Source organism: Arthrobacter sp. B2a2-09 (assembly GCF_027587375.1).
Classification (GTDB): domain Bacteria; phylum Actinomycetota; class Actinomycetes; order Actinomycetales; family Micrococcaceae; genus Arthrobacter.
The window spans coordinates 21,473-44,603 of the sequence record NZ_JAMXIC010000011.1 but is presented as its reverse complement, the minus strand read 5'-3'; the positions used below and the strand labels follow the sequence as shown (position 1 = coordinate 44,603).

The window sequence follows — 23,131 nt, the reverse complement described above, 5'->3', positions numbered from 1 at the left end:
CTCAAGGTGCGGGACCGCCGTCGTCGTTTCCCCATCCATCGCGGAGCATTGTGCCGCGATGGGGGCGAGCGTAGCTTTTAGGGAACCAGCAGTTCTCTAATTCCAGAGGCCCAGGCCATGGACGATTCCCAGCAGCACACAAAAGACTCCGCTATGCCGTCAGGACCGCATACGGAGCCCAAGATGATTGGGCAGGCTACCGCGCCCTTGGCCGATTTCGGTGTGGGGGACGTCGCCGTTGCCGGTGGAAAGGGTGCCGCTTTGGGGGAGTTGGTGCGTCAAGGGTTCCCGGTGCCGCAGGGCTTTATCATCACCACGGGCGCGTACCTATCCTTCCTGGCGGAAACGAAAGTGGGTGCCGCGCTGGGCCGTTTTCTGTCGATCGAACCCGATGAAGCTCCCGACAGCGGCGTGCCCGACGGCGGCGTGCCCGACGGCGGCGACGGCACCGGCGGTGCCGCCCTCCGGGCACTTTTCGCCGCGGCGGAAATGCCCGGCCGGCTGCGGCAGGAGATCCTCGAGGCCTATGCGAGGCTGGGCGCCGGGGCGGTCGCGGTCCGGTCCAGCGCCACTGCGGAGGATCTTCCGGGGGCCGCGTTTGCCGGTCAGCAGGACACCTATCTCAACGTGCGAGGCGGGGATGATGTAGTCCGGGCGGTCGCCAGCTGCTGGGGATCGCTATGGACGGACCGGGCCGTGGCCTATCGCCGACGGCAGCGGATCGATCCGCATGAGGTGGCCATCGCCGTCGTCGTGCAAAAAATGGTGCCGGCCGCCATGGCGGGCGTGATGTTCACTGCGAACCCGGTCACGGGCGAGCGCGGCGAGATGGTGGTGGACGCGAACCCCGGGCTGGGGGAGGCTGTGGTCTCCGGGCGGGTGACGCCGGAGCACTATGTCTTGGACGGCTCGGGAAAAGTGCTGAGTTTCACGCCCGGTGGCCGCGAGGTGGTGATCAGCGCGGCTGAGGGCGGCGGCACGCAAGAAAGCTCCGGTACCCATGGCGCGAAGCCCGGGCTCGCTGCGGAGGAATTGGCGGAATTGGCCACGCTGGGAGAGAAGGCCCAGCACCATTTCGGCCGGCCGCAGGACATCGAGTGGGCGGCGGCCGGCGGAACGCTGTACGTGCTGCAGTCGAGGCCGATGACCGCGCTGCCGCCCCAACCGCCCGTCCTCAACGCGGTCCAACGTCGGGTGGGGCCGTTCTTCATCGAGATGTTCCAGGAGCGGCCTTATCCCTTGGATGTATCCGGCTGGATGAGCCGGGGAATCCTCGCCATGCTGCACGGGATGGCCGGGAGCGTGGGCGTGGCCTTCCCTACGGTTGAGGAGTTACTGCCGGAGGAAGAGGGGGTGGTGGTGCAGCTCATCCCGCCTGTGCCGCGCCCGACCATCCGAACGCTTGCCGCGCCAGTGTCTTTGTTGCGCCGGGCGGGGCGATTCAAAGCCGGCGCTTGGACCCAGGATCCTCGTTTCTCCCTGTTCCTCGACAACATTGAACGACTGAACGGCAAGGACCTCGGCCCACTGCGGTGGCGTGCGGTCATTGCATTTGCGGAGGAATGCTTCGCTGCCATGCAGGGCATTACGGATCTGAGGGTCTCCTACCTGCCCGGCATTCTGGTGCCGGTGCTGAAAATGCGTTTCATGCTCTTGTTCCTGGGCAAGATGAAGCTTGCGCCCGCGCTGATCGCGGGGGCGCAAACCCGGACGAGCCAGGCGAACAGGGCTCTTGAACGGCTCGCTTCCATCGCGGCGGACGATCCCGGGCTGTCCCGCGCCTTACAAGACTCAGGCCCCCGTGAACTCCTGGACTTGATGGAAAGAGAACCCGCACATCGTGCCTTCCGTGAGGCCTTCGAGGCGTTTCAGCTCGAGTACGGCCACCGCGAAACCACCAGCGTTGTCCTCAGTAGTTCGCCCACGTGGTCCGACGCCCCCGAGGTGGTTCTGGGCCTAGTCAAGGCCATGTCCGGAGAGCGGCCCCAAACATATGACCAGGCCGGGAACGCGCTTGCGGAATTGAAACGTCATCCAGCTCTCCGCTTCGAACCGCTGCGGCGGAGGGTGCTCGCCGCCGTCGAGTCCGCCCAAGCCGGAATGGCGTTCCGCGAGGACAGCCACTTCTACGCCACCAAAGCCATCCCGCCGATCCGCCGAGCCTACCGGGAACTCGGCCGCCGGCTGGTGCAGGCAGGCGTGATCGACGAGCCGGACGAAATCCATCACCTGCGGTTCGAGGAACTTGAGTCCATCACTGACGCCGACGACGGCGCGCTGCCAGCTTCCCTCCGTGGCCGTTTCCGACCGCTGGTGCTGGCTCGGGCAGCGAAGCGGCGCGAGCTCGAAGGCATCCCGCTACTCGATCCGGCTTTGCTCTTTGGTCGAGGCCGCCAGGTAGAAGGGATCCTCGTCTCCGGCACTGCAGCCAGCCGCGGCCAAGCGACCGGGCCCGTCCGGGTGATCCGTGGACCTGCGGAGTTCGGACGGCTGCGCAGCGGAGAAGTCCTCGTCTGCCCCTACACCAATCCCGCCTGGACGCCGCTGTTCCAGCGGGCCGCCGCGGTGGTGGTCGACGCCGGTGGGCTCGGCTCCCATGCGGCGATCGTCGCGAGGGAATATGGAATTCCGGCCGTTATGGGCACCGGTTCGGGCACCAGTACATTGACCGACGGGCAGCGGGTATTCGTGGACGGAACCTTGGGAGTAGTCCTGCCGGCCGCTTTGGCGGAAGGGCCATGAGATGCCGGAGCAGCGAGACCAGACGCGGGGGCAGCGGGACCAGACGCAGCTGCCGGACCACCGGAAGCTGCCGCGGCGCCGCGGGGCTGCCCTGAACAGTGCAATCTTCGAAGCAGTCCGGGCCGAGATTGCCGAATCCGGCTACGCGGCGTTGACCATGGACAGCGTGGCCGAGCGCGCCAGGGCGAGCAAAGCTTCGCTCTACAGGCGGTGGCCCGGACGCGCGGCCTTGGTGCTCGAGGCCGCCTACGATGCCATGCCCGGTCCGGCGTTCGTGCCCGATACCGGCAGCCTGCGCGAGGACGCCCTGGCGATACTACGGCTCGTGGCCCAACAACTGGAAGGAGCAGTGGGACAAGCCATGCGCGGGCTATTGGGGGAGGCTCTCCAGAATCCGGCGGTGGCGGCTGAGGTCCAGGAGTACGCCCGCGGCAATGTAGCAAAGATCATGGGTGCCATCATTGAGCAGGCGGCATCCCGTGGCGAATGCGATCCCAGCGTGGCCACGGAGACGAGGATCGAGGCCGGCCCCGCCTTGCTGCGGCAGCGGTTCATCTTTTCTGGATTGCCGATCGATGACGATTTTTTGGTGCACGTGGTGGACGAGGTGATGCTGCCACTGCTGGTTGGGCGGCCCAACTGACTGGCAGTTGTTGTCGTTTTGAGGCTCCAAAACGACAACAACTGCGAGCTGGTTGGGGTCACCTGCTGCTAGTCAGTTGGCCAGCCAGATGTCAGGTCCGAAGACTTCGTAATGAATCTTCGTGGCAGGGATTCCGGCGTTGATGGCTTCGTTGCGGATGTGCTTCATGAACGGCAGCGGTCCGCACAAGTACAGCGAGGCATCGGCCGGAAGGTCCACTTCGCGCAGTGACATGAAGCCCGCTTTGGACCCGGCCTGCGGTTCCTCCAGCCAGAGCTGGAGTTCCGCTGCGCCCAAGCGCTCGACGTCGTCCGTCATCTGCCCGCGCAACGCCCAACTGTCCAGATTGCTCTCCGCGTGCAGGACCAGGACTTGGCGGTCGGAGCCGGAATCGGCGAGCGAGCGCAGGATGGAAGCCGTGGGCGTGCAACCGATGCCGGCCGAGGCGAGGACCACGGGACCGTTGCCATCTTTCAGCGTGATCTCGCCGTAGGGGTTGGAGATCTCCAGGACATCGCCGACCTCAACGGTTTTGTGCAGCACGGGCGAGACCTCGCCGCCGTCGTCGATCTTAGTCGTGAAGCTGCGGCTGGTACCGGCGTCGCCGGAAAGCGAGTACTGACGAACCTGGCGCAAGCCGTCCGGGAGTGTGACCTTGACGCTGATGTATTGGCCCGGCAGTGCTTCGGTGATGGGGGTGTCGTCGGCAGGCTCCAGGGTGAAGGTCATGGACCCGGTGCCAGCGGGAGTCTTGGACGTGACCTTCCAGGGACTCCACATCTTGCCGTTGGCCTGCGCTGCGTAGAGTCCCTTTTCGAGCTTGATCAGGGCGTCCGCCATGAGCCAATAGACCTCTGTCCAGGCTTCGGCGATTTCAGGGGTAATGACTTCGGCCAGGTCCTCCGCGATGGCGGCGAAGAGGTGCTCGTAGACCACTTGGTACTGCGGCTCGGTGATCCCCAGGGAAGCGTGGCGGTGTGCGATGCGGGACAGAACTGTCTCCGGCAGGGTGCCGGGGTTGCTGACCAGATGGCTTGCGAACGCAGCGATGCTTCCAGCCAGTGCCTGCTGCTGGTTGCCGGAGCGCTGGTTCGAACGGCTGAATAGCCCATCGAGCAGTTCGGGGTGCGCGGCGAAGAGGCGGGCGTAGAACTTGGGGGTGATGTCACCAATTCGGGAGCCGACGAGCGGCAACGTGGCCTCGATGACGGGGAAGGACTTGTCCGAGAGCATAGGTACTCCTGTCGTAGTGGCCCGTGGGGTGCATGCGGACCGGAATCAATACTTGTATTTTGAATGCAAGTATCTATAGCTAAGTTCTACACGCTGTAGAAGGTTTTTGCCAATCGATAGACCGGAGATTACAGCTCGGGGCGCAAGCCGATCGCGGCAAATGCCGGCGCCATTTGCCGCATGCGCGGCAACGAGGAGACGATGACGTCGTCCAGCTCCCGGTAGAAGGCTTCCCGCGCGCGGGCGAGGGCTCGGCGCAGGCCGCATTCGGTAATCAATGGGCAGTCGCCATGGGCTGATTGGCACTCGGCGGGATCGGACCGGGTATCCAGCTGCCGCAGCAGTTGGCCAACGGTGGCCTTCTGTCCGGCGGCGCTGAGCCGGGATCCGCCGTTGCGGCCACGCTCGACGTCGATGAGGCCCAGCTCCCGCAGCCGAACAATGGCCTTGCTGACATGGTGGTAAGGAGTCCCCACGGCGTCTGCGATGTTTTGGGTCGTCAGGAGTTCACCTGCGGGCGCGGACGAGAGAACCAGGAGCGCACGCAGGCTCACATCCGCGAAGGCATTGATCTTCATGCCCTCAAGCTTACGTAGTAAGGTCTAGTCCACCCATACGAGGGGTTCATTGGTGTCGGCTTCGGCGTTGTCAAAGGTGAAGCCTTCGGCGGTTCGGACATAGGGGACAACGGCCGCCATCAGCCCGCCGCTGCGATGCTCAGCCGCGGCGTGAATCCCGTCCGAGCCGTGTTCCGGAAGGATTACATCGCTGGCAATCGCCACCGCGCGGTATTCGTCACGGCCTTGGCGCAGCAATTCGAGGATGTCTGCCAGCATCGAGTCTGTGTCGACGTTTCCTTCGTCGTCCGGCTCGTCAGGCGTAACGAAGACGATCCGAAGTTCGTTATCCACCGCGAGCGTGACTGCGAAGGGCAGGAAACCACCGTTTTGTTCCAGGTGTTCTTGCGCCGTCGCCAAGGCGGCTCCAAGCGTTTCACGCACTTCGCGGAGCTCGTGTTCCTCTGCGCTTTCGAGGCTGTTGATCTGGGAGTTCATGCTGCTGCTCGCCTTCGGGGCTGCCGGCTAGGACCGGACCAGTGCGAGGACGCGGTCCCGGACCTTTTCCATGGTGGCAACGTCCGTCGCCTCGGCATTCAAGCGGAGGAACGGCTCCGTGTTGGACGGACGAAGATTGAACCAAAAGCTGCCGTCCTTCGCGGTGAAGGTGCTGCCATCCATGGTGTCCACGTCGACGTCTTCGCCATCAAAATCGGCGCGGACCCGCTCAATGGCTCCTGCCTTGTCTTCGATTTCCGAATTGATTTCACCGGAAGAGACGTAGGGCTCGTACTGGCGGCCAAGGTCGGAAAGCGGGCCGTCCTGCTCGCCCAATGCCGCCAAGACGTGCATGGCCGCGAGCATGCCGGTGTCCGCGTTCCAAAAATCGCGGAAGTAGAAGTGCGCCGAGTGTTCTCCGCCGAAGACGGCTCCTTCTTCGGCCATGACAGCCTTGATGAACGAGTGCCCCACACGCGTGCGCACGGCCCTGCCGCCATCCGCCGCGACGAGCTCCGGGACTGCTCGCGAGGTCAGCAGGTTGTGGATGATCACGGGGGTCTCTTCACCCGCGGCCTGCGCGCGGGCGATTTCCCGGCGCGCAACCATGCCGGTGATGGCAGACGGGGATACCGGTTCGCCCTTCTCGTCGATCACGAAGCAACGGTCGGCGTCGCCGTCGAACGCCAGGCCGATATCCGCACCGTGCTCGATGACTGCGGCTTGCAGATCGCGCAAGTTTTCGGGCTCGAGCGGATTGGCCGGGTGATTCGGGAAAGAGCCATCCAGCTCGAAGTACAGAGGGACGATTTCGAACGGCAGGGCAGGAAGCAGCTGGTCACCAAGCACTGCAGGAGTGGTCAGCCCGGCCATGCCGTTTCCTGCGTCGACGACGATCTTCAGCGGACGGGAGCCCTTGAGGTCGACCAAGCTTCGCAAGTACTCCGAGTAGTCCTTCAGGACATCGCGGGCGCTGATCTTGCCATGTACTTCCGCAGCCGGGATGCTCCCGTTGTTGAGGTACTTCTCTGCCAGTGCCTGGATTTCCTTGAGGCCCGTTTCGGACGAGATCGGCTGGGCGCCGGCCTTGGACATCTTGATGCCGTTGTATTCGGCCGGGTTGTGGCTTGCGGTAAACGTGGCCCCGGCGGCATTGAGGGCACCGCAAGCGTAATAGAGCTCGTCGGTGGAGATGAGGTCCAGGAGCTGGACATTGGCGCCGCGGCGGGCAGCGCCGTCGGCGAATGCCTTGATGAATTCGGGGGATGACGGGCGCATGTCGCCGCCAACCAACACAGTCTCGCCCGCGAGGCCGAGGGTGTCGACGAAGGCCGCGCCGACGGATTCCACGATGTGGGAGGTAATGGATTCGCCGACGATTCCCCGGACGTCATAGGCCTTGAAGGAAGCCGAGAGGTCAAATGTCTTGTTCTGCTCGCTAGTCACGCGCTCAATCTTACTGTGGAGCGCGGTCGTCGCTACGCTAGGACCCGACTATGTGAAAAACGTTTGTCCACATAGATGAAGTCCCGGGTTCTGGCTGTCTGCGAGTGCTGGAATACTGAAGCAATGCCCAACAACCCGGATGCTGCCCTACTCGCAGCGGAACAGTCCACCACCCGGCTGCAGGCCCTTGAAGTACTGAAGGAGCTTGTGGGAAATGCGGACGCCCGATTCCACGACGGCCAGTATGAGGCGATTGAGGCCCTCGTCGACGCCGGACGGCGCGCTTTGGTGGTGCAGCGGACGGGCTGGGGCAAGTCGGCTGTGTACTTCGTCTCGTCGTTGTTGTTGAGGCGCCGGGGCGCAGGTCCCACCCTCATCGTTTCGCCTCTGCTCGCGCTCATGCGGGACCAAGTGGCGGCAGCCGCACGTGCCGGAGTGCGCGCCGTAGCGATCAATTCCGCCAATCAGCTTGAGTGGGACAACGTCCGCGAGCAGCTGGCCGCGGATGAGGTGGATGTTCTTCTGGTTTCGCCGGAGCGGCTCACCAATCCTTCGTTTCGCGAAAACCAACTTCCCGAACTCATCCGCCGTACCGGTCTCCTCGTGATTGACGAGGCACACTGCATTTCGGACTGGGGCCACGATTTCCGTCCCGACTATCGGCGCATCTCCGATCTCATCGAGCAACTGCCTGGCAGTGTTCCCGTGCTGGCCACCACAGCTACGGCCAACTCGCGGGTGGTCCATGACATCGAAGAACAGCTCGGCGCCGGAGTCCTGACTATCCGCGGGGAGCTTGGCCGGGAGTCCTTGCGGCTGGGTGTCTTGACGCTGGCCGACTCGCGGGATCGCCTTGGCTGGTTGCTGACCCATCTGGCCGACATGCCAGGCAGTGGAATCATCTATACCCTGACCGTTTCGGCCGCTGAAGACACCGCCCGGCTTCTCTCCGAGGCAGGCCACAACGTCTTGTCCTACACCGGGCGCACTGACCCCGCGGATCGTGAACGGGCCGAGCAACTCCTCAAGGACAATGAAGTGAAGGCGCTCGTTGCCACTTCGGCGCTCGGCATGGGCTTCGATAAACCGGATCTCGGGTTCGTCATCCACCTTGGTGCCCCGTCATCGCCGGTGGCTTACTACCAGCAAGTTGGCCGTGCCGGCCGTGGCGCCGCGAATGCCGATGTGCTCCTCCTTCCTGGATCCGAGGACCGCGAGATCTGGCAGTACTTTGCGACTGCTTCAATGCCCTCGGAGGAGAAGGCCGCGGCCGTCCTCAACGTTTTGGCCGAATCCGGCTCTGCCTTGTCCACCGTGGCCCTCGAAGCGCGGGTGGACCTGCGCCGGACGCCCTTGGAACTCCTGCTGAAAGTCCTCGCGGTGGATGGAGCCGTGGAGCGCGTGGGCGGTGGCTGGAGGTCTACGGGACGTCCGTGGATCTACGACGCCGAACGCTACGCCCGCATCGCCGAGGCCCGGGTGGACGAGCAGGATTCCATGGTGATTTACCAGGACACCGCTGGATGCCGCATGGAATACATCACCGCGGTCTTGGACGACGAATCCGCACGTGCCTGCGGCCGCTGCGACAATTGCGCCGGCAGGTGGTTCCCGGCGGACGTGGCAGCAGCCGCCGCCGACGCCGCTGGGCAGACCCTTCGGCGCGCGGGACTTGCGCTCGAACCACGGCTTCAATGGCCCAGTGGCATGGACCGGCTTGGCGTGATGGTGAAAGGCAAGATCAAGCCGGAGGAGTTACTGGCCGAAGGGCGCGTCCTGGCCCGCCTGACCGACCTCGGCTGGGGTGGTGCCCTGCGTGAACTCTTTGCCGCCGGGGCGGCTGACCGCGAGGTCGAACCTGCCATGTTGCAGGCCTGCGTACAGGTCTTGCGCGAATGGTCTGCCGGAGATGGCCGATCCGCCGGGTGGAGCGGCCAAGGGCGTCCAGCAGCCGTCGTGAGCATCCCGTCCAGGAACAAGCCGGCGCTGGTCGAATCCTTGGCCCGCGGCATAGCCGGGATTGGGCAGATGCCGTATTTGGGTTCCCTTCAACTCCAACACGGCGGACCTACGGGCGGGCGCGGTGGCAATAGCGCATATCGGCTCGCCGGTGTCTGGGAGCGCCTCGTGGTGGGTCCCGAACTTGGGCAGAACCTTGCGTCGCTAGGCGGTCAAGGCATCCTCTTGGTCGATGACCTGGCGGACAGCCGCTGGACCGTGACTGTTGCCGGTCGCGCCCTCAGGCAAGCCGGAGCAGGATTTGTGTTGCCTCTCGTCCTCGGTCAAGCAGCGTGACGGGCGCAGTCCCGGACGTCCGGTCCGAATCCAAGTGGCAGCCACGGCTCGCGTTGCTGGTTGCGGCCACCTTCTTCATGGAGTTCCTGGACGGAACAGTCCTTACCACCGCCATGCCGAGCATCGCGGCCGACTTCAAAGTAGTCTCGGCAGATGTCAACATCACGATGACTGCCTACTTGGTGACCGTGGCCATGGGAATCCCGCTCAGCAGCTGGCTCGCGGAACGCTTTGGCGCACGTAGAATCTTCTGCCTGGCGATCGCTGTGTTCACCGTGGCGTCGCTGCTGTGCGCGGCGAGCCAGGACCTCACGCTGCTGACCTTGAGCCGGGTGGCACAGGGAGCCGGCGGGGCCATGATGGTGCCAGTAGGGACTCTCGTGGTGCTGCGGGGCACACCCAAGTCGGAGCTCCTCCGAGCCACGGCATTCCTTGTTTGGCCCGGGTTGTTGGCCCCCGTTTTGGCGCCGCTTGTGGGCGGCGCTTTCACTACCTATCTTTCCTGGCACTGGATCTTCCTGATCAACGTACCGCTGGGGCTTGCTGCGTTCATCGCAGCCCTGAGGCTGGTTCCGCGCACAGGAGGCAATGCTGGCCGGCGGCTCGACTGGCTGGGGCTCACGCTAACCACCTTCGGCGTCGGATCGCTTGTGGTGGGTCTTGAAGGGGTTGGCGGTCATGGCGCGGGCGTTGTCCCGGCAGTCGTGCTGTTGGCCGGAGCGTTGGCTTTGGCTGGAGCAGCCTGGTGGATGCTCAAGGCCAAGGCCCCGCTCTTCGATCTCCGGGTTTTCGCCACGCGCACGTTCCGGGCCACCTCCACAGGAGGGTTCGTCTATCGCCTGACCATCAGCTCGGTGCCTTTTCTGTTGCCGCTGTTGTTCCAGGACGGCTTTGGCTGGGATCCACTCAAATCGGGTGCCATGGTGGCCGCGGTATTCGTCGGCAACATCGGCATCAAGCCCGCCACTACGCCCATCATTCGGCGGTTCGGCTTCAAGCCCGTGTTGGTCTTCGCCTCTTTTGCCTCGGCCGTCACCTTTGCCGCTTGTGCAGCGCTCAACGCGGGGACCCCGGAACCGTTGATTTTTGCCTTGCTGCTGGCCAGCGGGGCCTTCCGTTCGATCGGATTCTCGGCGTACGCCTCCGTTCAGTATGCGGACATCGGCCCGGGGGAGCTCCCCTCGGCCAACGCGGTGTCAGCCACCCTGGTGCAACTGGCCGCGGGTGCGGGTATTGCGGTGGGTGCGCTCTTCCTGCGGCTCTTCGACCATGTGTCGCTCTTCGGCGGCGGCCCTTCCTCGGCATACCGGGGCGCCTTCCTCGCCATGGCTGCCGCGATGCTCTTGAGCACAGTGGACAGCCTCACGCTGCACCGGCACGCCGGGGCTGAAGTCAGCCGCAGTGCTGTGAGCAAAGCCGAGAAACGGCGCTAGGGGCGGCTCCGCAAGACTCAAAGACCGTGTCCGCGGCCCCTTGGCCCGGCGGCCTCTTGGCCTCTTGGCCCCGAATCCGAACCCGGGATTTACCCACGTTCTGTCCAGTGACTACGAACCCTTACATAGGGGGTTATAGGGCCCCGGAACGCAAAAAGGCCCCGGTCCAAAGACCGGGGCCAAAACGCGGAGACGGGGGGATTTGAACCCCCGGTGGAGTTGTGCCCCACACTTCATTAGCAGTGAAGCCCATTCGGCCGCTCTGGCACGTCTCCAGTTGCTATTGCTAGCCAACCAAGGATACGCAGAACTGGGCACCCAGTGCAAAACGGCGCCGCACCGCCGCCTGTCAGACTCGGCGCGTACCGCCGTCGGGCGCTGCGCCGTCCAGCTCGCTAGTGCCCTGAGCCCTCCTTGCCCGCAAGCGCCCGCCACAGGAAGTGCTGGCTGCGGGCTTGGAGTGAGGCCGCCTGGCGGTTGTCCGAGGCTCCCGCGTGACCGCCTTCAAGCGCTTCGTGGAACCACACGTTCGGGATGCCCATTGCCTGCATCCGGGCTGCCATCTTCCGCGCCTGGACCGGGCCTACACGGTCATCGGAGGTGGCTGTCCAGATGAACGTCTCCGGGTAGTCCACGCCGTCGCGCAGCAGGTGGTACGGCGAGAAGGTGCGGATGTACTCCCACTGTTCCGGGACGTCGGGATCGCCGTACTCGGCAATCCAGGAGTGTCCGGCTGAAAGCTTGGTGTAGCGGCGCATGTCCAGCAACGGGACGCCGCAGGAGATCGCTCCGAACAACTCCGGGTACTGGGTCAGCATGTTGCCCACCAGCAGTCCGCCGTTGGAGCCGCCCACGCAGCCGAGCCGGCGCGGACTGGTGACGCCCCGCGAAATGAGGTGCTGCGCCACCGCGGCGAAGTCCTCGAACGCGCGGTGTCGGTTCGCCTGCAAGGCCGCGCTGTGCCAAGCGGGACCGTACTCGCCGCCGCCGCGGATGTTGGCCACGACGTAGACGCCGCCACGTGAATGCGCCGCCGAGCCGTCTTCGGACGTGATGCTTTCGCTCCTGCGCTCCAGCCAGGCGCGCCCGATGGCTCCGCTATAGGCCGGAGTCCTTGAGACCTCGAACCCGCCGTAGCCCGAGAGCTGCGTGGGGTTCTCGCCGTCGAGGTCCAAATCTTTGGACGCCACCTGGAAATAGGGCACGCGCGTGCCGTCCGCCGAGGTGGCGAAGTGCTGCTGGACCTCGTAGTCCGCCTCGTTGAAGAACGACGGCGAGGACTTCACCACCGCGTGCGTGCTGGACACCCCGCCGTCATGGCCGGCGTCGAGCGTGTAGCTGGCGATCCCGGGGGACAGGGTGCCGCGCATAAGCGTGGTGGGTGTGGTGAAGCCGGTGGCCACGAGCCAGTAGTCGTTGCCGGCGTCGTCGCCTTCTGCTTCGTCCTCGTCGTCGACGGCGTAGGCGTTCACATCGTGCAGCGGCGGGCACGCGTCCAACAAAGTCGAGGCCCACCCACCGGCGGAGTCCTTGCGAGCGGGGTCGAGCACCCTGATTTCGGAAGAGACGTCGTGCAGCAGGTTCAGGAGGAGGTAGTTCCGGGTCCAACTCCACGACTGGAGGGACGTGTGTTCATCCGGGGTGAAAAGCACCGTGAAGTCGCGTGCCCCGGACAGATAGCCCTCAAAGTCGGCGGCCAGCAGAGACCCGGCGGGATAGGTGGTTCCGTCCACGTTCCAGTCCTGCCGCGGACGGAACATGAGCCATTCGCGGTGGGAACTGAGGTTGACGTCGGTGGGGACATCAATGGCCAGCCACGCATCGTCACGCAGCACGGAAGTGGTCCGGTTGAAGAAGTCGATCCAGTCCACGGCGAAAGTGCGCTCGAAACCCGGGGTCGAGTCATGCGCGACGAGGGCCATCATGTGGTCTTCGGGGATCTCGAAAATCCGTTCTGCCTCAGTCAAGGATTGGCCGCGACGAAGTTTCACGCCGGTGCGCGAGTAGGACGAGCTGGTTTTCGGCAGGCCGTTGGCGGTAGTGGCAACCAGCAGGGTATCGGCGTCGAGCCAGCTCACGTTGCCCTTCGCGGTCGGAAGGTCGAAGCCGCCTGCGGCAGGGTCCACGAAAGTGCGGGTCTCGACGTCGAACTCGCGGTGGCGGTTGGCGTCACCGCCGTCGGGGGAGAGCGCGATGATGGCGAGGCGGTACGGTTCGCCCTCGGCCGGGCGCAGGAAGTTGGCGCCGTGGAAAACCCATTCTTCGCCTTCAGCAGCGGCAAGTGCATCGATGTCGAGCAGCACGTCCCATTCCGGGGCGTCGCTGAGGTAGCTCTCCCACGTGGTCCGGCGCCAGAGGCCCTTGGGGTTCTGCTGGTCCTTCCAGAAGTTGTAGTAGTGCTCGCCACGCTTGTTGACCATGGCGATCCTGTCCGTGGAGTCCAGAACCTCCAGGATTCCGGCTTCCAAAGCGGCGTATTCGGCGTCGTCGAGCAAGTCTTCGGTGCGGGCATTTTGCTCCCGCACCCAGGCCAGCTGTTCCTCGCCGTGGATGTCTTCGAGCCAGATATTCTCGTCGACAGGTTCGGGGGCGATTGCGGTTCCCTGGGCAGTTTCGTTGTCGGGCGCGGGCGCTTGATCAGCTGCTGTGGTGGTCATCCCCCATCCTAGAGTGACTGTCTGAGAAGGAAGCAAGTCACAAGAAGTTAGGCTTGGGCGTGGGTAAATCGCAGAACATCCGGGTGGGGCTGATAGGGGCAGGTCCCCGCGGCACCAGTGTGCTGGAGCGTTTGCTCGCCAATTGGGCTGCGACGGAAACTCAAACGCGTTCCCTGCACATCGACGTCGTGGACCCTTATCCCGCCGGTCCCGGGCACGTCTGGCAGCCCGAACAGTCCCGGCTGTACCTCATGAACACGCAGTCGTTCTACCCCACACTGATCCCCGAGGACGAGCGACTCGCGCCGCCCCTGGCCGGGGGCTCCTTTGAGGTGTGGCGGGCGGATCAGCGGTCCGGCGGCGGCCCGGGCCTGAGCGCCGAGGAACGGGCCGAACTTGCCGCGCTCGCCTCCCACGACTTTCCCAGTCGTGCCCTTTACGGGCGGTATTTGCGCTCTACGCTGGAGGAACTGCTGGACCGTGTCCCGGCCGGCGTCGAGATCGCCTTCCACCGAAGCAACGCCGTGGCGGCGCGTCCGCTGCCGGCCGGCCCGGCGGATGGAGCGGCGGGCGAGCCCGCGGGCGGAGGGTTCGACGTCGAACTCGACGACGGCCGACGGCTCACCGTGGATTCCCTCGTCCTCGCGCTGGGCCACCTTGAGTCCCGCCTCAACCCGGAGCAGCGTTCGTTCAGAGAGGTTGCGGCGGAGCTCGGGCTGCTGTACGTGCCGCCTGCCGCACCTGCCGACGTCGACTGGGCACTGGTCCCGGACGGGGAGACGGTCCTGGTGCGGGGCATGGGCCTGAATTTCTTCGACGTCATGGGCCAGCTGACCGAAGGCCTCGGGGGACAGTTCGCGCCGGCTGATGACGGTCTCCAGGGGAAGCTCAAGTACCTGCCTTCGGGCCGGGAACCGAAGATCATCGCGGCGTCCAGGCGCGGCACTCCCTACCGGGCCAAGGCCGGGTTGGACGGCTACTATCCCAAGTCCGTGCGCTTGCGGTATCTGACCGAGAGCGCGGTGGAACGCTTCGCCGCGGCGGGTATCCAACCTGGCTTCGACCACGATCTTTGGCCCCTCCTGCATCGGGACGCCCTGTGGGCCTACTACTCAACGTTGGTCGTGGCGGAACCCGTGGCTGTGTCCGATGCGACGGAATTCCTGGCTGCCCTCGAAGACTTGTTGAAGCCACACGCGCATGCCACCGGGCGATGGGAAGACCAGGTCGGCGAGTTGGTTTCCACCCACGTTGCAGCGTCCCGCCGCCTTGACCTGCTGGGCCTCGCGGCGCCCTTGGCCGGGCGTTCCTTCGCGTCCAGGAAGGTACTCGACGCCGCCGTCGTCGACTATCTGGACGACGACGCCCGCCGCTCCGCGCTCGGGGAGTCAGATCCCGTGAAGATGGCCATCGGTGCTTTGCACACCGGACGGGCGATCCTGAAGGGTGCCGTGGCCGACGGCGGCATCACGGACGAATCGTGGGTGGGCGAGCTACGGGGTTGGTTCGAATCCTTCGTTGAGGGACTCGCGAGCGGTCCTCCCGCCCTGCGCGCCGAACAGTTGGCCGCTTTGGTGCGTGCCGGCGTCGTGAGTTTCGTGGGTCCGGATCCGAGATTCAGCGTTGACCGTTCCAAACGCGTCTTCCGGGCGGTATCTGCCTGGGTGCACGACGACGCCGCGGAAGCCAGGACGCTGATTGAGGCCATGTCCCCTGCTAACCGGGTGGGCGTGAGTGTTTCTCCGTTCCTGCGGCAGTTGCTCGCCGACGGGTTGGTGCGGCCAAAGGTGATGATGACTGCCGAGGGAATGCCGGTGCAGACCTCCGGGTTGGATGTCCAGCCGCACCCCTATCGTCTGGTGGGCGCCAACGGTTCCGTGACTCCGGGGATGTACGCCCTTGGCCTTCAGCTGTCCTCCGCCCAATGGGGGACGGCCATCGCCGCCGAAGCCCGGCCCTCCGATGGCACCACCTACCGAAGCGGCCAACGGACCCTCCGCGACGCCGACGAAATCGCTAGGGACATGCTCGGCCTTCCCCTCCAAAAATGAGCATGCTCCACCAAGAAAAATGAGCATGCTCCCCGCCCGTTCCGACGAGTGGACATATACCTGATATGTCCACTCGCCGGGGCCGGGGGAGAGCATGCTCATCCGGGGTTGGCGCTGCGGCTAGCCCCTAAGGCACTTCTGGTACTCAAGCCACGCGAAGGCGTACTTGACCCAACCGAGCACGTCGTACCACTTGCTTGGCATGACCGGTGCAGTGCACTTCGGAGGCAGTGGAGCGGCAACCTTGACGGCGGCCTTCACCACCGTCCCGGACTCGACGGCGGTCAGCACCAGGGTTCCTGTTCCGGCTGCCGCCCCCGCGGGTACCTTGAGATTCACTGTGGCTGCACCGGAAGCTACGCTGACCGTTCCCAGTTGCGTCGCGACCCCCTTGGCGTCCGTGAAGACTGCCTTGAGCGCGGTGTTCTGCGGGCTGCCGAGCGAGCTCAGGTTCAGTTTGGACACGGCCAGGGTCATGGCGCCACCGCTCCTTACATCTGCCGCCGTGGTGTTCACGACGGCAACGGAACGGCGAGCGAAATCGGGTGACACCGGATTGTGTGCGCGCAAGTACTTGATCCACGCGTCACGATCCACCAGTCCCGAGTCCTTGGTGTTGCTGCCTTCCTTGAAGACCCGGAAGTTGTCGCCACCAGCGGCCAGGAAGCTGAAGGTTCCGATGCGGTACGACTTCGCGGGGTCGATGAGCGCACCATTCACCCAAATAGAGGTGATCCGGTCGCCCGCCCCACGGGCGGCGTCGAAGGTGTAGTTCACGTTCTTGGACACACCCAGCTGCAAGTACGGACGGCTCGGCACGGAACCATCGGCGTTGGTCTGCCACTGCTGCTCAAGAAGCGACTTGAACTTGGCGCCCGTCAGGGAGGTGGTCCAGAGATTGTTCACGAAGGGCAGTACTGCGTTGGCCTCCGCAAACGTGATGGTGCCGTCGGGTGCGTAGTAGAGCTCGTTGCGCAGACCGCCGGGGTTCACGACGCCGATCTCAGCGCCACCAAGTTCGGGTGCCTTGAGCGTATCCACCAGTGAATCCGCCACCAGGTTGCCCAGGGTGGATTCGCTCGCGCGGTCATCACGCTTGGGAGTCCCTCCGGCGGGGTCCGGCGTGAACGCCGTGGTGATATCCGCGGTGACCGCACCAACCGGCTGATTGCCGACGACGGCGGCGTCGGCCAGAGCCTTGTCGACGATGGCCTTGACCTGTGCTGCACGGGGGTAGGTCCCGGATTGGTCAACAGTTGAGCGCTTGACGTTGCCCGTGGTGTAAGCGGTCACGGCCATGCTCTTGGTGTCCACCGTCAGCGTGATGCGTCCGATGTTTTCGCCGTAATTGCCGGTCTGCACGATCGGGCGGGTCTTGCCGGTCGGCTGGCCATTGGCGTCAAGGATCGGTGCATCCCAGGCGTATTCCTTGTGGGTGTGGCCGGTGAAGATGGCCGCTACATCGGACGTGGTTTCCCTCACGAGCTTGGCGAACGGCCCGCCCGCAGCAACTTCCTGCTCGATCGTGGCGCCTTCCGGCGTACCGGCTCCGGCGCCGTCGTGGATTTCCGCGACGATCACATCGGCCAGCTTACCGGCCTTGATCTTGGCGGCAACGCGGTTGACGGCGTCCACAGGGTCACCGAATTCGAGGTCCGCGATACCGGCCGGGCTGACTAGGGACGGGGTTTCCTGTGTCACTGTGCCGATGACGGCCACCTTGACGCCGTTCATGTCCAGAACGGTGTACTCCGGCAGCACCGGTGTGGTGGTGCCCTTCTGGTAGACGTTGGCACCCAGGATCGGGAACTTCGCGTTGTTGCCGCCAGCGATGACGCGGTCCCGCAAGTCCGCCCATCCGCCGTCGAACTCGTGGTTGCCAACCGCGGACGCCTTGAGCTCAAGCGCGTTCAGCACATCGATGGTCGGCTGGTCCTTGGCCACGGCGGAGGCGAAGAGGGACGCGCCGATGTTGTCGCCCGCGGAGATGAAAGCGGTTGAACCGGCCGCGGCACTGGCTCGGAGCTGTTCGATGGTGCTGGCGAACAGGACCGTGTTGCTGTCGATGCGTCCGTGGAAATCATTGATGCCCAGGAACTGCAGGTCCACGCTGGCCGGGGTGGTCGGCAGGTTCAAGCCAACCACCACAGGATCGTGGTCACTGGCCCGGAACTGGTCCGGGGCGTAGTAGTTGGCCACGTTGTTGTTGTACCTGCTGTACTCGAAGGCGACCGACTCCACCGAGTTGATGTTCCAGATGTCGGTTCCAGTGACCACCTCGTGGGCGGCAGGGGAAGCCAGGATGTGGTCGAGGGAACCGACCATTCCGCCGAACAAGTACGAGTGCTTGCCCGTGCTTGTTTCCAGATCCGCGTAGCCGGCCCCGGTGAGGACGTTGATCGGGTCTTCTTTGGAATAGGCGTTGAAATCGCCGATGAGGAACACCTTGTCGGTGGCCTTGGAGGACTTCAACTGATCGGCGAAGGTCAGGAGCGACTGTGACTGCTTGGTGCGGGCGACGTTGGAAGCGCCTTGGCCCTTGTCGGTGTCGTCCGGTGTTACTGCTGAGCCCTTGGACTTGAAATGGTTCACGATCGCGATGAACTTCTTGTCATCGCTGGCCCCCACGGGCTTGAATACCTGGGCGAGGGGCTTGCGTGCGCTGGCGAAAGCGACGGTGTCGTTGTGGATGATCGACTCACCCAGTGGTTCGGCGCTGGCCTTCTTGAAAATGAAGGCCGTACGGATCATGTCCTCGTCGCTCAGCGGGGGAGCGTTGGCAGGCGTTCGGACGTAGTCCCAGATTCCCGGGGTTTCAATGTTGAGGGAATCCACCAGCTTGGCTAGGGCATCGTCGCGGTTCTTGCCGAATTGTGCCGAGTTCTCGATCTCCTCCAAGGAGACGACGTCGGCGCCGGACTTGGTGATTGCAGCGACGATCTTTGCTTGCTGGCGCTGGAGGTTCTCGGCATTCGCCGCACCGCGGGCATTGCAGCCGTCCTTGACCGTGATCGGGTTTCCGTTCCGGTCCGTGTAGTAGGTGCAGCCACTGAGCTGGTCACCGGTGGTGGGGAAGAAATTCAACACGTTGAAGGACGCGATCTTCAGGTTGCCGCCCACGTTGGCCGGAGCCTGGGGGCGGCTACCGGTGAAGCTGACCGGCTGCACGGAGTCCGCGGTGGCCGGGGTCAGCTGCGAGAGCGGCTGGAATTTCCAGGAGTTGTTCCCGTAGCCGAGGATCACGTTGGTACGGAAGGTCGCAGCCGATCCAACCCGGACGGGATCGCTCGTTGTCAGGTAGGGGAGCGCCTGTGCCTTCGTGGAGGCGTCCTTGAGGAAGTTGGTGGACGCGCCGTCGTCGAGCTTGATGCCGCGCGACGCATTGTCTGCAACCACGGCGTTGTATTCCGCTGAACCGTAGCTTGCGACGGCAGTGGGCTGGACCAAGGGGGTGGTCCCTGCCGCCAAACCGATTTCGCCGTACTGGTTCAGTGAATAGTTGTCCGTCACGGTGAAGGTGCCCTGGGGTGCCACGAGCATGCCTTCGTAGCGCTCGCGGGTGGCTTCGTCGGCCGGAAGCGCGAAATTGCTGGGCTTGACTTCAGGCGCGGCTTCGCTGAGCTTCTTCACTCCGGCTGCATCCGCGGTGAGCTGCGTCTGGTTGGAGAACTCGCTCACCGTGCCGGTGAGTTCGAGGTAGTCGCCGATCTGGGTGCTTTCCACGGTGGACGGAGAGTAGACGAAAATCGCGTCCGACGCCGTCCTGGCCGCCGGATCAGTGTCGCCGCCGGTTCCGGGGGTCTGTACGTAGTAGCCGTTGAATCCGCCCGTGGCGTAGATAGCCGTGACTTTGCCTCGGGTGGTGACCGTGGCACCGGTGAACGGGCTGGCCGCTCCCGTGCCTTGGATCTCCGCAATGGTCTTGGTCTCAGGCCCGGTGGGCGGAGGAGTTGTGGCCCCCGCCGCCGTCGGGGTGATAGCGGCGCTGAGGCTCAGATCGGCGGCGTTGTTGTTGGTGTCCGCTCCGTTGCTCCGGTTCAGGCTCCGGACATCGGTGTTGCTTGCCGGTGCCAGGGCAGCCGCGGTCTCGAAGGTATTCGTGCTGCCGTAGCCGAGGAGATCGGCTACGGCGGGGTTGCTCACTATGGAACCCGTGGGGAGGGGGTTCACTGCAGTGCCTTGCTTGGCAAGGACGATTGTCCCGGCACTTCCGCTGGGGTTGAGCGTGCCGGAACCGTCGACGTCGGCGGCCGGCAATTCTGCCGCCGTCGAGGTTGCGCTGTTGCTGGCGCCCTTGATGAGGAAGTATCCCTTGCCCGGGATGTTGCCGCTGAGGGGAGTGATGAAGGTGGGCGGATTGACGTTGCCCGCCGCGCGGTATTGGAGTGACCAACCGCTCAGGCTGACGGCGGAGTCGGAGTTGTTGTACAGCTCCACGAACTTGTTCCGGAACGCAGCTCCGGCGCTGCCTCCGCTGAGGTAGGCCTCATTGATCACCACCGCCGGCCCTGTCGCGGGCGGTATATCGGCTGCCATGGCCGGAACGGTGGCGAGCGGGGCCGCAAGCAATCCCGCCGACACCACCAAACCGACTAGAAGTTTCCCATTTTTAAAATGCATTAGCTCTAACTTTCAATTGGCCCTGTGGGGCGCAGTGGAAGACGCCCGTCGTGTGCGTCGGCGGGCGGTGAACCGGGCTTTACTCCGGTGGGGATATCACGCTCGGCATCACATCAGGCGTGGATGAATACCGGGTTGCCATATGGTGACGACACAAACAAAAGAGAGCATGCCCTCCCTTTGAGGCGGGGAGCGGACATAATCCCAATATGTCCACTCCCCGCGTCGTGGGGAGAGCATGCTCTCTGGTGGGTGGCGGGCTGCGCCTAGCGGTTGGGCTTATGCAGCCTGGTTTTGGATGAGTTTGAAGATCGCACCCGTCGGGTCGGTCAGGGTGGCCATCCGGCCATAGGGAGTGTCCTCAGCCGCCTGGACGACGGTGGCGCCCAGGGAGACGGCCTGTCCGATGGTGTCATCGACCGTGTCCACCGCGAAGTAGACGCCCCAGTAGGACGGGACTTCCGCCGGGAGGAAACCGGAGGCATCCATGATGCCAGCCTTGGAGTCGTCGCCGGCCCCGAGCGTGGTGTAACGGAACTCCGGGGTATCGCCCACGACGGTGGTTTCCCAGCCGAAGACGTTCTGGTAGAAGGAAACTGCCGAGTCGTACTCCTTGGCGAAGAGCTCGTGCCAGGCGGGTGCGCCTGTTTCGGCAGCCAGCTGATAGCCCTTCATCTCGCCGAACTGCCAGGCGCCGATTGCTGCTCCGGAGGAATCCCCATACATGGCCATGGTTCCCTGGTCCGGCACTTCCATGGGTTCCATGTAGACCTGGCCGCCGTTGGCGACGGCCGCTTCGGTGGTGGCCTTGATGTCGTCAGTGCGCAGGTAGGTAGACCAGACATCGGGCATCTGGCCCATGTCTTCCTGCTTCTGCATGATCCCGGCCACCATCTTGCCGTCCTTCGAGGCCGTGATGTAGCCGCCGTACTTTTCCTGGTCACCGGTCTCGTAGGTCCAGCCGAAGAGCGTGTTGTAGAAGGACTTTGCCTTCTCCGGGTCCGAGGTCATCAGGTCGATCCAGCAAGGTGAGCCGGGGGTGATGTCAGGCGTAGGCATGTTTGCTCCTGTGTAGTTACCGCGGCTGTTGCCACGGTTTCATGAGTGGGTGGTGGAGACAGACAAAACCCTATGCGGCGCCTCTGACAGTTTCAATGCCTTCGGTTCAATGCCTTCAGCGGGAACCTAGCCCATGACCAGCATCAAGACGAAGTAGATCGCTCCGCCGACTACCGAGTAGATGGCGAACGGCGTAAGAGTCCGGGTCTCAAAGAAACGAAGCAGGAACTTGGTTGCGAACCATGCGGCGACACCCGCGCACAGTGCTCCAACCAGAAACACGCCGCGCTCATCGGCCATGGCCGGGGTGAAGAGTTCAGGCAGCTTGAGCACGGCGGCCGCGCCGATGATCGGTGTAGCGAGCAGGAAGCTGAACCTCGCGGCGTTCTCGTTGTTCAGCCCGGACAACAGGCCGCCGGCCATTGAGGAGCCGGAGCGGGAGATTCCCGGGATCAGGGCGGCTGACTGGGCGGTTCCGATTGCCAGGGCGCGTTTCCACGACAAGGTGGCGATTTCGGCGTCGGAAGCCGTTGCGGTGGCGGGCTGTGCCGCGGCGCGGCGACGGTCCCTTGTCCGCAGACGCTCGGCCGCAAAAAGGACGAGACCGTTGACTACCAGGAAGGCGGCAGCGAGCAGCGGGGAACCGAAGAGGTTCCGGATGGGCTTTTCCAGGATCAAACCGATGATTCCGGCAGGCACGGTTCCAACCACGAGGAGCCAGCCGAGCTTTGCATATGTGTCTGACGGAGCAATCTTCCTGTCCCGGATGGAACGGCCGAGACCCTTGGCGATTTCAATCCAGTCCCGGAGGAAGAAGAAGAACAGCACAACTGCTGTAGCCAGGTGGGTGGCTATGAGGAAGTTCAGGAATTCCGGCGCCTTCTGGTCCAGGCCCCAACCGAAAAGCTTGGGCAAGATGACGCTGTGGCCGAGGCTGGAAATCGGGAAGAGCTCGGTGATTCCCTGCAGCAGGCCCATAACGATGGCCTGGATCATATTAATCATGGGTTCGATCCTAGTCAGTACCGGTTACTGGGAGATGAACGTTTGCTGGGAGCTGCCCGTGTGCCAGCAGGTGAACGCGGCTAACAGGGTGGCTAATATCGACGAATGACCCAAGAGCGATGGCGGCAGGTTTCCGAATGGCCGATGGTGGCGGCAGCAGTGCTGTTCCTGGTGGCCTACTCGTTCCAGGTGATCGCCAATCTCAGCGAGGCCCAATCCACCGTTGTTGACACCATGATCTGGGTCACATGGCTGGTGTTTGCCCTGGACTACGCCATGTGCCTCCTCTTGGCGCGGCGTCGCGCCCAGTGGTTCGTGCGGAACCTGCACGAATTGCTGATACTGGCCCTCCCGGTCCTCAGGCCCTTGAGGTTGTTGCGGCTCGTAACACTACTGAAGCTGCTTCATCGCACCGCCGGGAACGCCATGCGCGGCCGCATCCTTACTTTTGTTCTCGGGTCCGCAGCCCTCCTGACGTACTGCGGTGCGCTCGCCGTGCTTGATGCGGAGGAGAACGCCGTGGGCGCCAACATCACCAACTTTGGCGATGCCATCTGGTGGGCGATGGTCACGATCACCACCGTTGGCTATGGAGACCACTACCCGGTGACGGTTGTGGGCCGCTGCGTTGCCGGGGGTTTGATGGTCTGCGGAATCGCTGTACTGGGCGTCGTGACCGCCTCGGTTGCCTCGTGGCTTGTTGAACAGGTCTCCTCCGGAGCTGCGGCGGCCGCGACAGTCGCCGAGGAGCCCATGAAGCAGGAGATTCGCCGGCTGGCCGAGCAGGTCGAGCGCCTGACCGCGCTTCTGGAAAACGCCGACGGCGAGCCACGGGGCGGCGTGGTCGGAGCCCGCGGCGACCACTCGCCGTCCCCCTAGCTCGCCGTACGCT

Annotated in this window: 14 protein-coding genes and 1 tRNA gene; 6 read left to right on the top strand and 9 right to left on the bottom strand. The window is 64.2% G+C overall.

Annotation, left to right across the window (positions count from 1 at the left end):
- The first annotated feature begins 183 nt into the window (after positions 1-183).
- Together NFJ07_RS13345 and NFJ07_RS13340 are read left to right on the top strand one after the other, a co-directional pair.
- Positions 184-2,742 (top strand): PEP/pyruvate-binding domain-containing protein, encoded by a 2,559-nt coding sequence (locus NFJ07_RS13345; protein ID WP_269995002.1) that lies wholly within the window; start codon positions 184-186, stop codon positions 2,740-2,742.
- A gap of 1 nt (position 2,743) precedes the next feature.
- The gene (locus NFJ07_RS13340; RefSeq protein ID WP_269995001.1) at positions 2,744-3,385 is read left to right on the top strand and encodes a TetR/AcrR family transcriptional regulator; all 642 of its coding nucleotides are present in this window, start codon (positions 2,744-2,746) and stop codon (positions 3,383-3,385) included.
- Positions 3,386-3,457: 72 nt separating this feature from the next.
- On the opposite strand, the gene NFJ07_RS13335 is transcribed toward NFJ07_RS13340, so the two are convergent.
- The 4 genes from NFJ07_RS13335 to NFJ07_RS13320 all read right to left on the bottom strand — a co-directional run bounded on the left by NFJ07_RS13335 (position 3,458) and on the right by NFJ07_RS13320 (position 7,119).
- Positions 3,458-4,618, bottom strand: a complete 1,161-nt coding sequence (locus tag NFJ07_RS13335) for a globin domain-containing protein (protein ID WP_269995000.1) — start codon at positions 4,616-4,618, stop codon at positions 3,458-3,460.
- A gap of 128 nt (positions 4,619-4,746) precedes the next feature.
- Complete coding sequence (locus tag NFJ07_RS13330; RefSeq protein ID WP_269994999.1) at positions 4,747-5,196, bottom strand: RrF2 family transcriptional regulator; 450 nt, start codon at positions 5,194-5,196, stop codon at positions 4,747-4,749.
- A gap of 24 nt (positions 5,197-5,220) precedes the next feature.
- A complete protein-coding gene (locus tag NFJ07_RS13325) occupies positions 5,221-5,673 on the bottom strand; it encodes a hypothetical protein (protein ID WP_269994997.1) in 453 nt (150 codons plus the stop codon).
- Between the two features lie 27 nt (positions 5,674-5,700).
- Positions 5,701-7,119, bottom strand: a complete 1,419-nt coding sequence (locus tag NFJ07_RS13320) for a phosphomannomutase/phosphoglucomutase (RefSeq protein WP_269994995.1) — start codon at positions 7,117-7,119, stop codon at positions 5,701-5,703.
- A 123-nt stretch (positions 7,120-7,242) separates the two neighbouring features.
- Between NFJ07_RS13320 and NFJ07_RS13315 the strand changes: the two genes are divergently transcribed.
- On the top strand, positions 7,243-9,414 hold the full coding sequence (locus tag NFJ07_RS13315; protein ID WP_269994993.1) for a RecQ family ATP-dependent DNA helicase: 2,172 nt from the start codon (positions 7,243-7,245) through the stop codon (positions 9,412-9,414).
- Positions 9,411-10,847: an MFS transporter gene (locus NFJ07_RS13310; protein ID WP_269994990.1), complete on the top strand. Its 1,437-nt coding sequence runs from the start codon at positions 9,411-9,413 to the stop codon at positions 10,845-10,847. The genes NFJ07_RS13315 and NFJ07_RS13310 overlap by 4 nt, the downstream gene beginning before the upstream one ends.
- A gap of 187 nt (positions 10,848-11,034) precedes the next feature.
- Here the strand turns inward: NFJ07_RS13310 and NFJ07_RS13305 are convergent.
- Together NFJ07_RS13305 and NFJ07_RS13300 are read right to left on the bottom strand one after the other, a co-directional pair.
- Positions 11,035-11,122 (bottom strand) — tRNA-Ser (locus NFJ07_RS13305).
- A 120-nt stretch (positions 11,123-11,242) separates the two neighbouring features.
- Positions 11,243-13,504, bottom strand: coding sequence for a prolyl oligopeptidase family serine peptidase (locus NFJ07_RS13300; RefSeq protein ID WP_269994988.1), 2,262 nt, complete (start codon positions 13,502-13,504; stop codon positions 11,243-11,245).
- A 59-nt stretch (positions 13,505-13,563) separates the two neighbouring features.
- On the opposite strand from NFJ07_RS13300, the gene NFJ07_RS13295 reads away from it, so the two are divergent.
- Positions 13,564-15,555, top strand: a complete 1,992-nt coding sequence (locus NFJ07_RS13295) for an FAD/NAD(P)-binding protein (protein WP_269994986.1) — start codon at positions 13,564-13,566, stop codon at positions 15,553-15,555.
- 120 nt (positions 15,556-15,675) lie between these two features.
- Here the strand turns inward: NFJ07_RS13295 and NFJ07_RS13290 are convergent, their stop codons facing one another.
- The 3 genes from NFJ07_RS13290 to NFJ07_RS13280 all read right to left on the bottom strand — a co-directional run bounded on the left by NFJ07_RS13290 (position 15,676) and on the right by NFJ07_RS13280 (position 22,239).
- Positions 15,676-20,175 carry an ExeM/NucH family extracellular endonuclease gene (locus NFJ07_RS13290; RefSeq protein WP_269994985.1) on the bottom strand — a complete coding sequence of 1,500 codons (4,500 nt, stop codon included), beginning with the start codon at positions 20,173-20,175 and terminating at the stop codon, positions 15,676-15,678.
- A gap of 279 nt (positions 20,176-20,454) precedes the next feature.
- The gene (locus NFJ07_RS13285) at positions 20,455-21,234 is read right to left on the bottom strand and encodes a VOC family protein (RefSeq protein ID WP_269994984.1); all 780 of its coding nucleotides are present in this window, start codon (positions 21,232-21,234) and stop codon (positions 20,455-20,457) included.
- Between the two features lie 126 nt (positions 21,235-21,360).
- The gene (locus NFJ07_RS13280; RefSeq protein WP_269994983.1) at positions 21,361-22,239 is read right to left on the bottom strand and encodes an undecaprenyl-diphosphate phosphatase; all 879 of its coding nucleotides are present in this window, start codon (positions 22,237-22,239) and stop codon (positions 21,361-21,363) included.
- A 105-nt stretch (positions 22,240-22,344) separates the two neighbouring features.
- On the opposite strand from NFJ07_RS13280, the gene NFJ07_RS13275 reads away from it, so the two are divergent.
- Positions 22,345-23,118 (top strand): potassium channel family protein, encoded by a 774-nt coding sequence (locus NFJ07_RS13275; RefSeq protein ID WP_269994982.1) that lies wholly within the window; start codon positions 22,345-22,347, stop codon positions 23,116-23,118.
- Positions 23,119-23,131 lie beyond the last annotated feature (13 nt).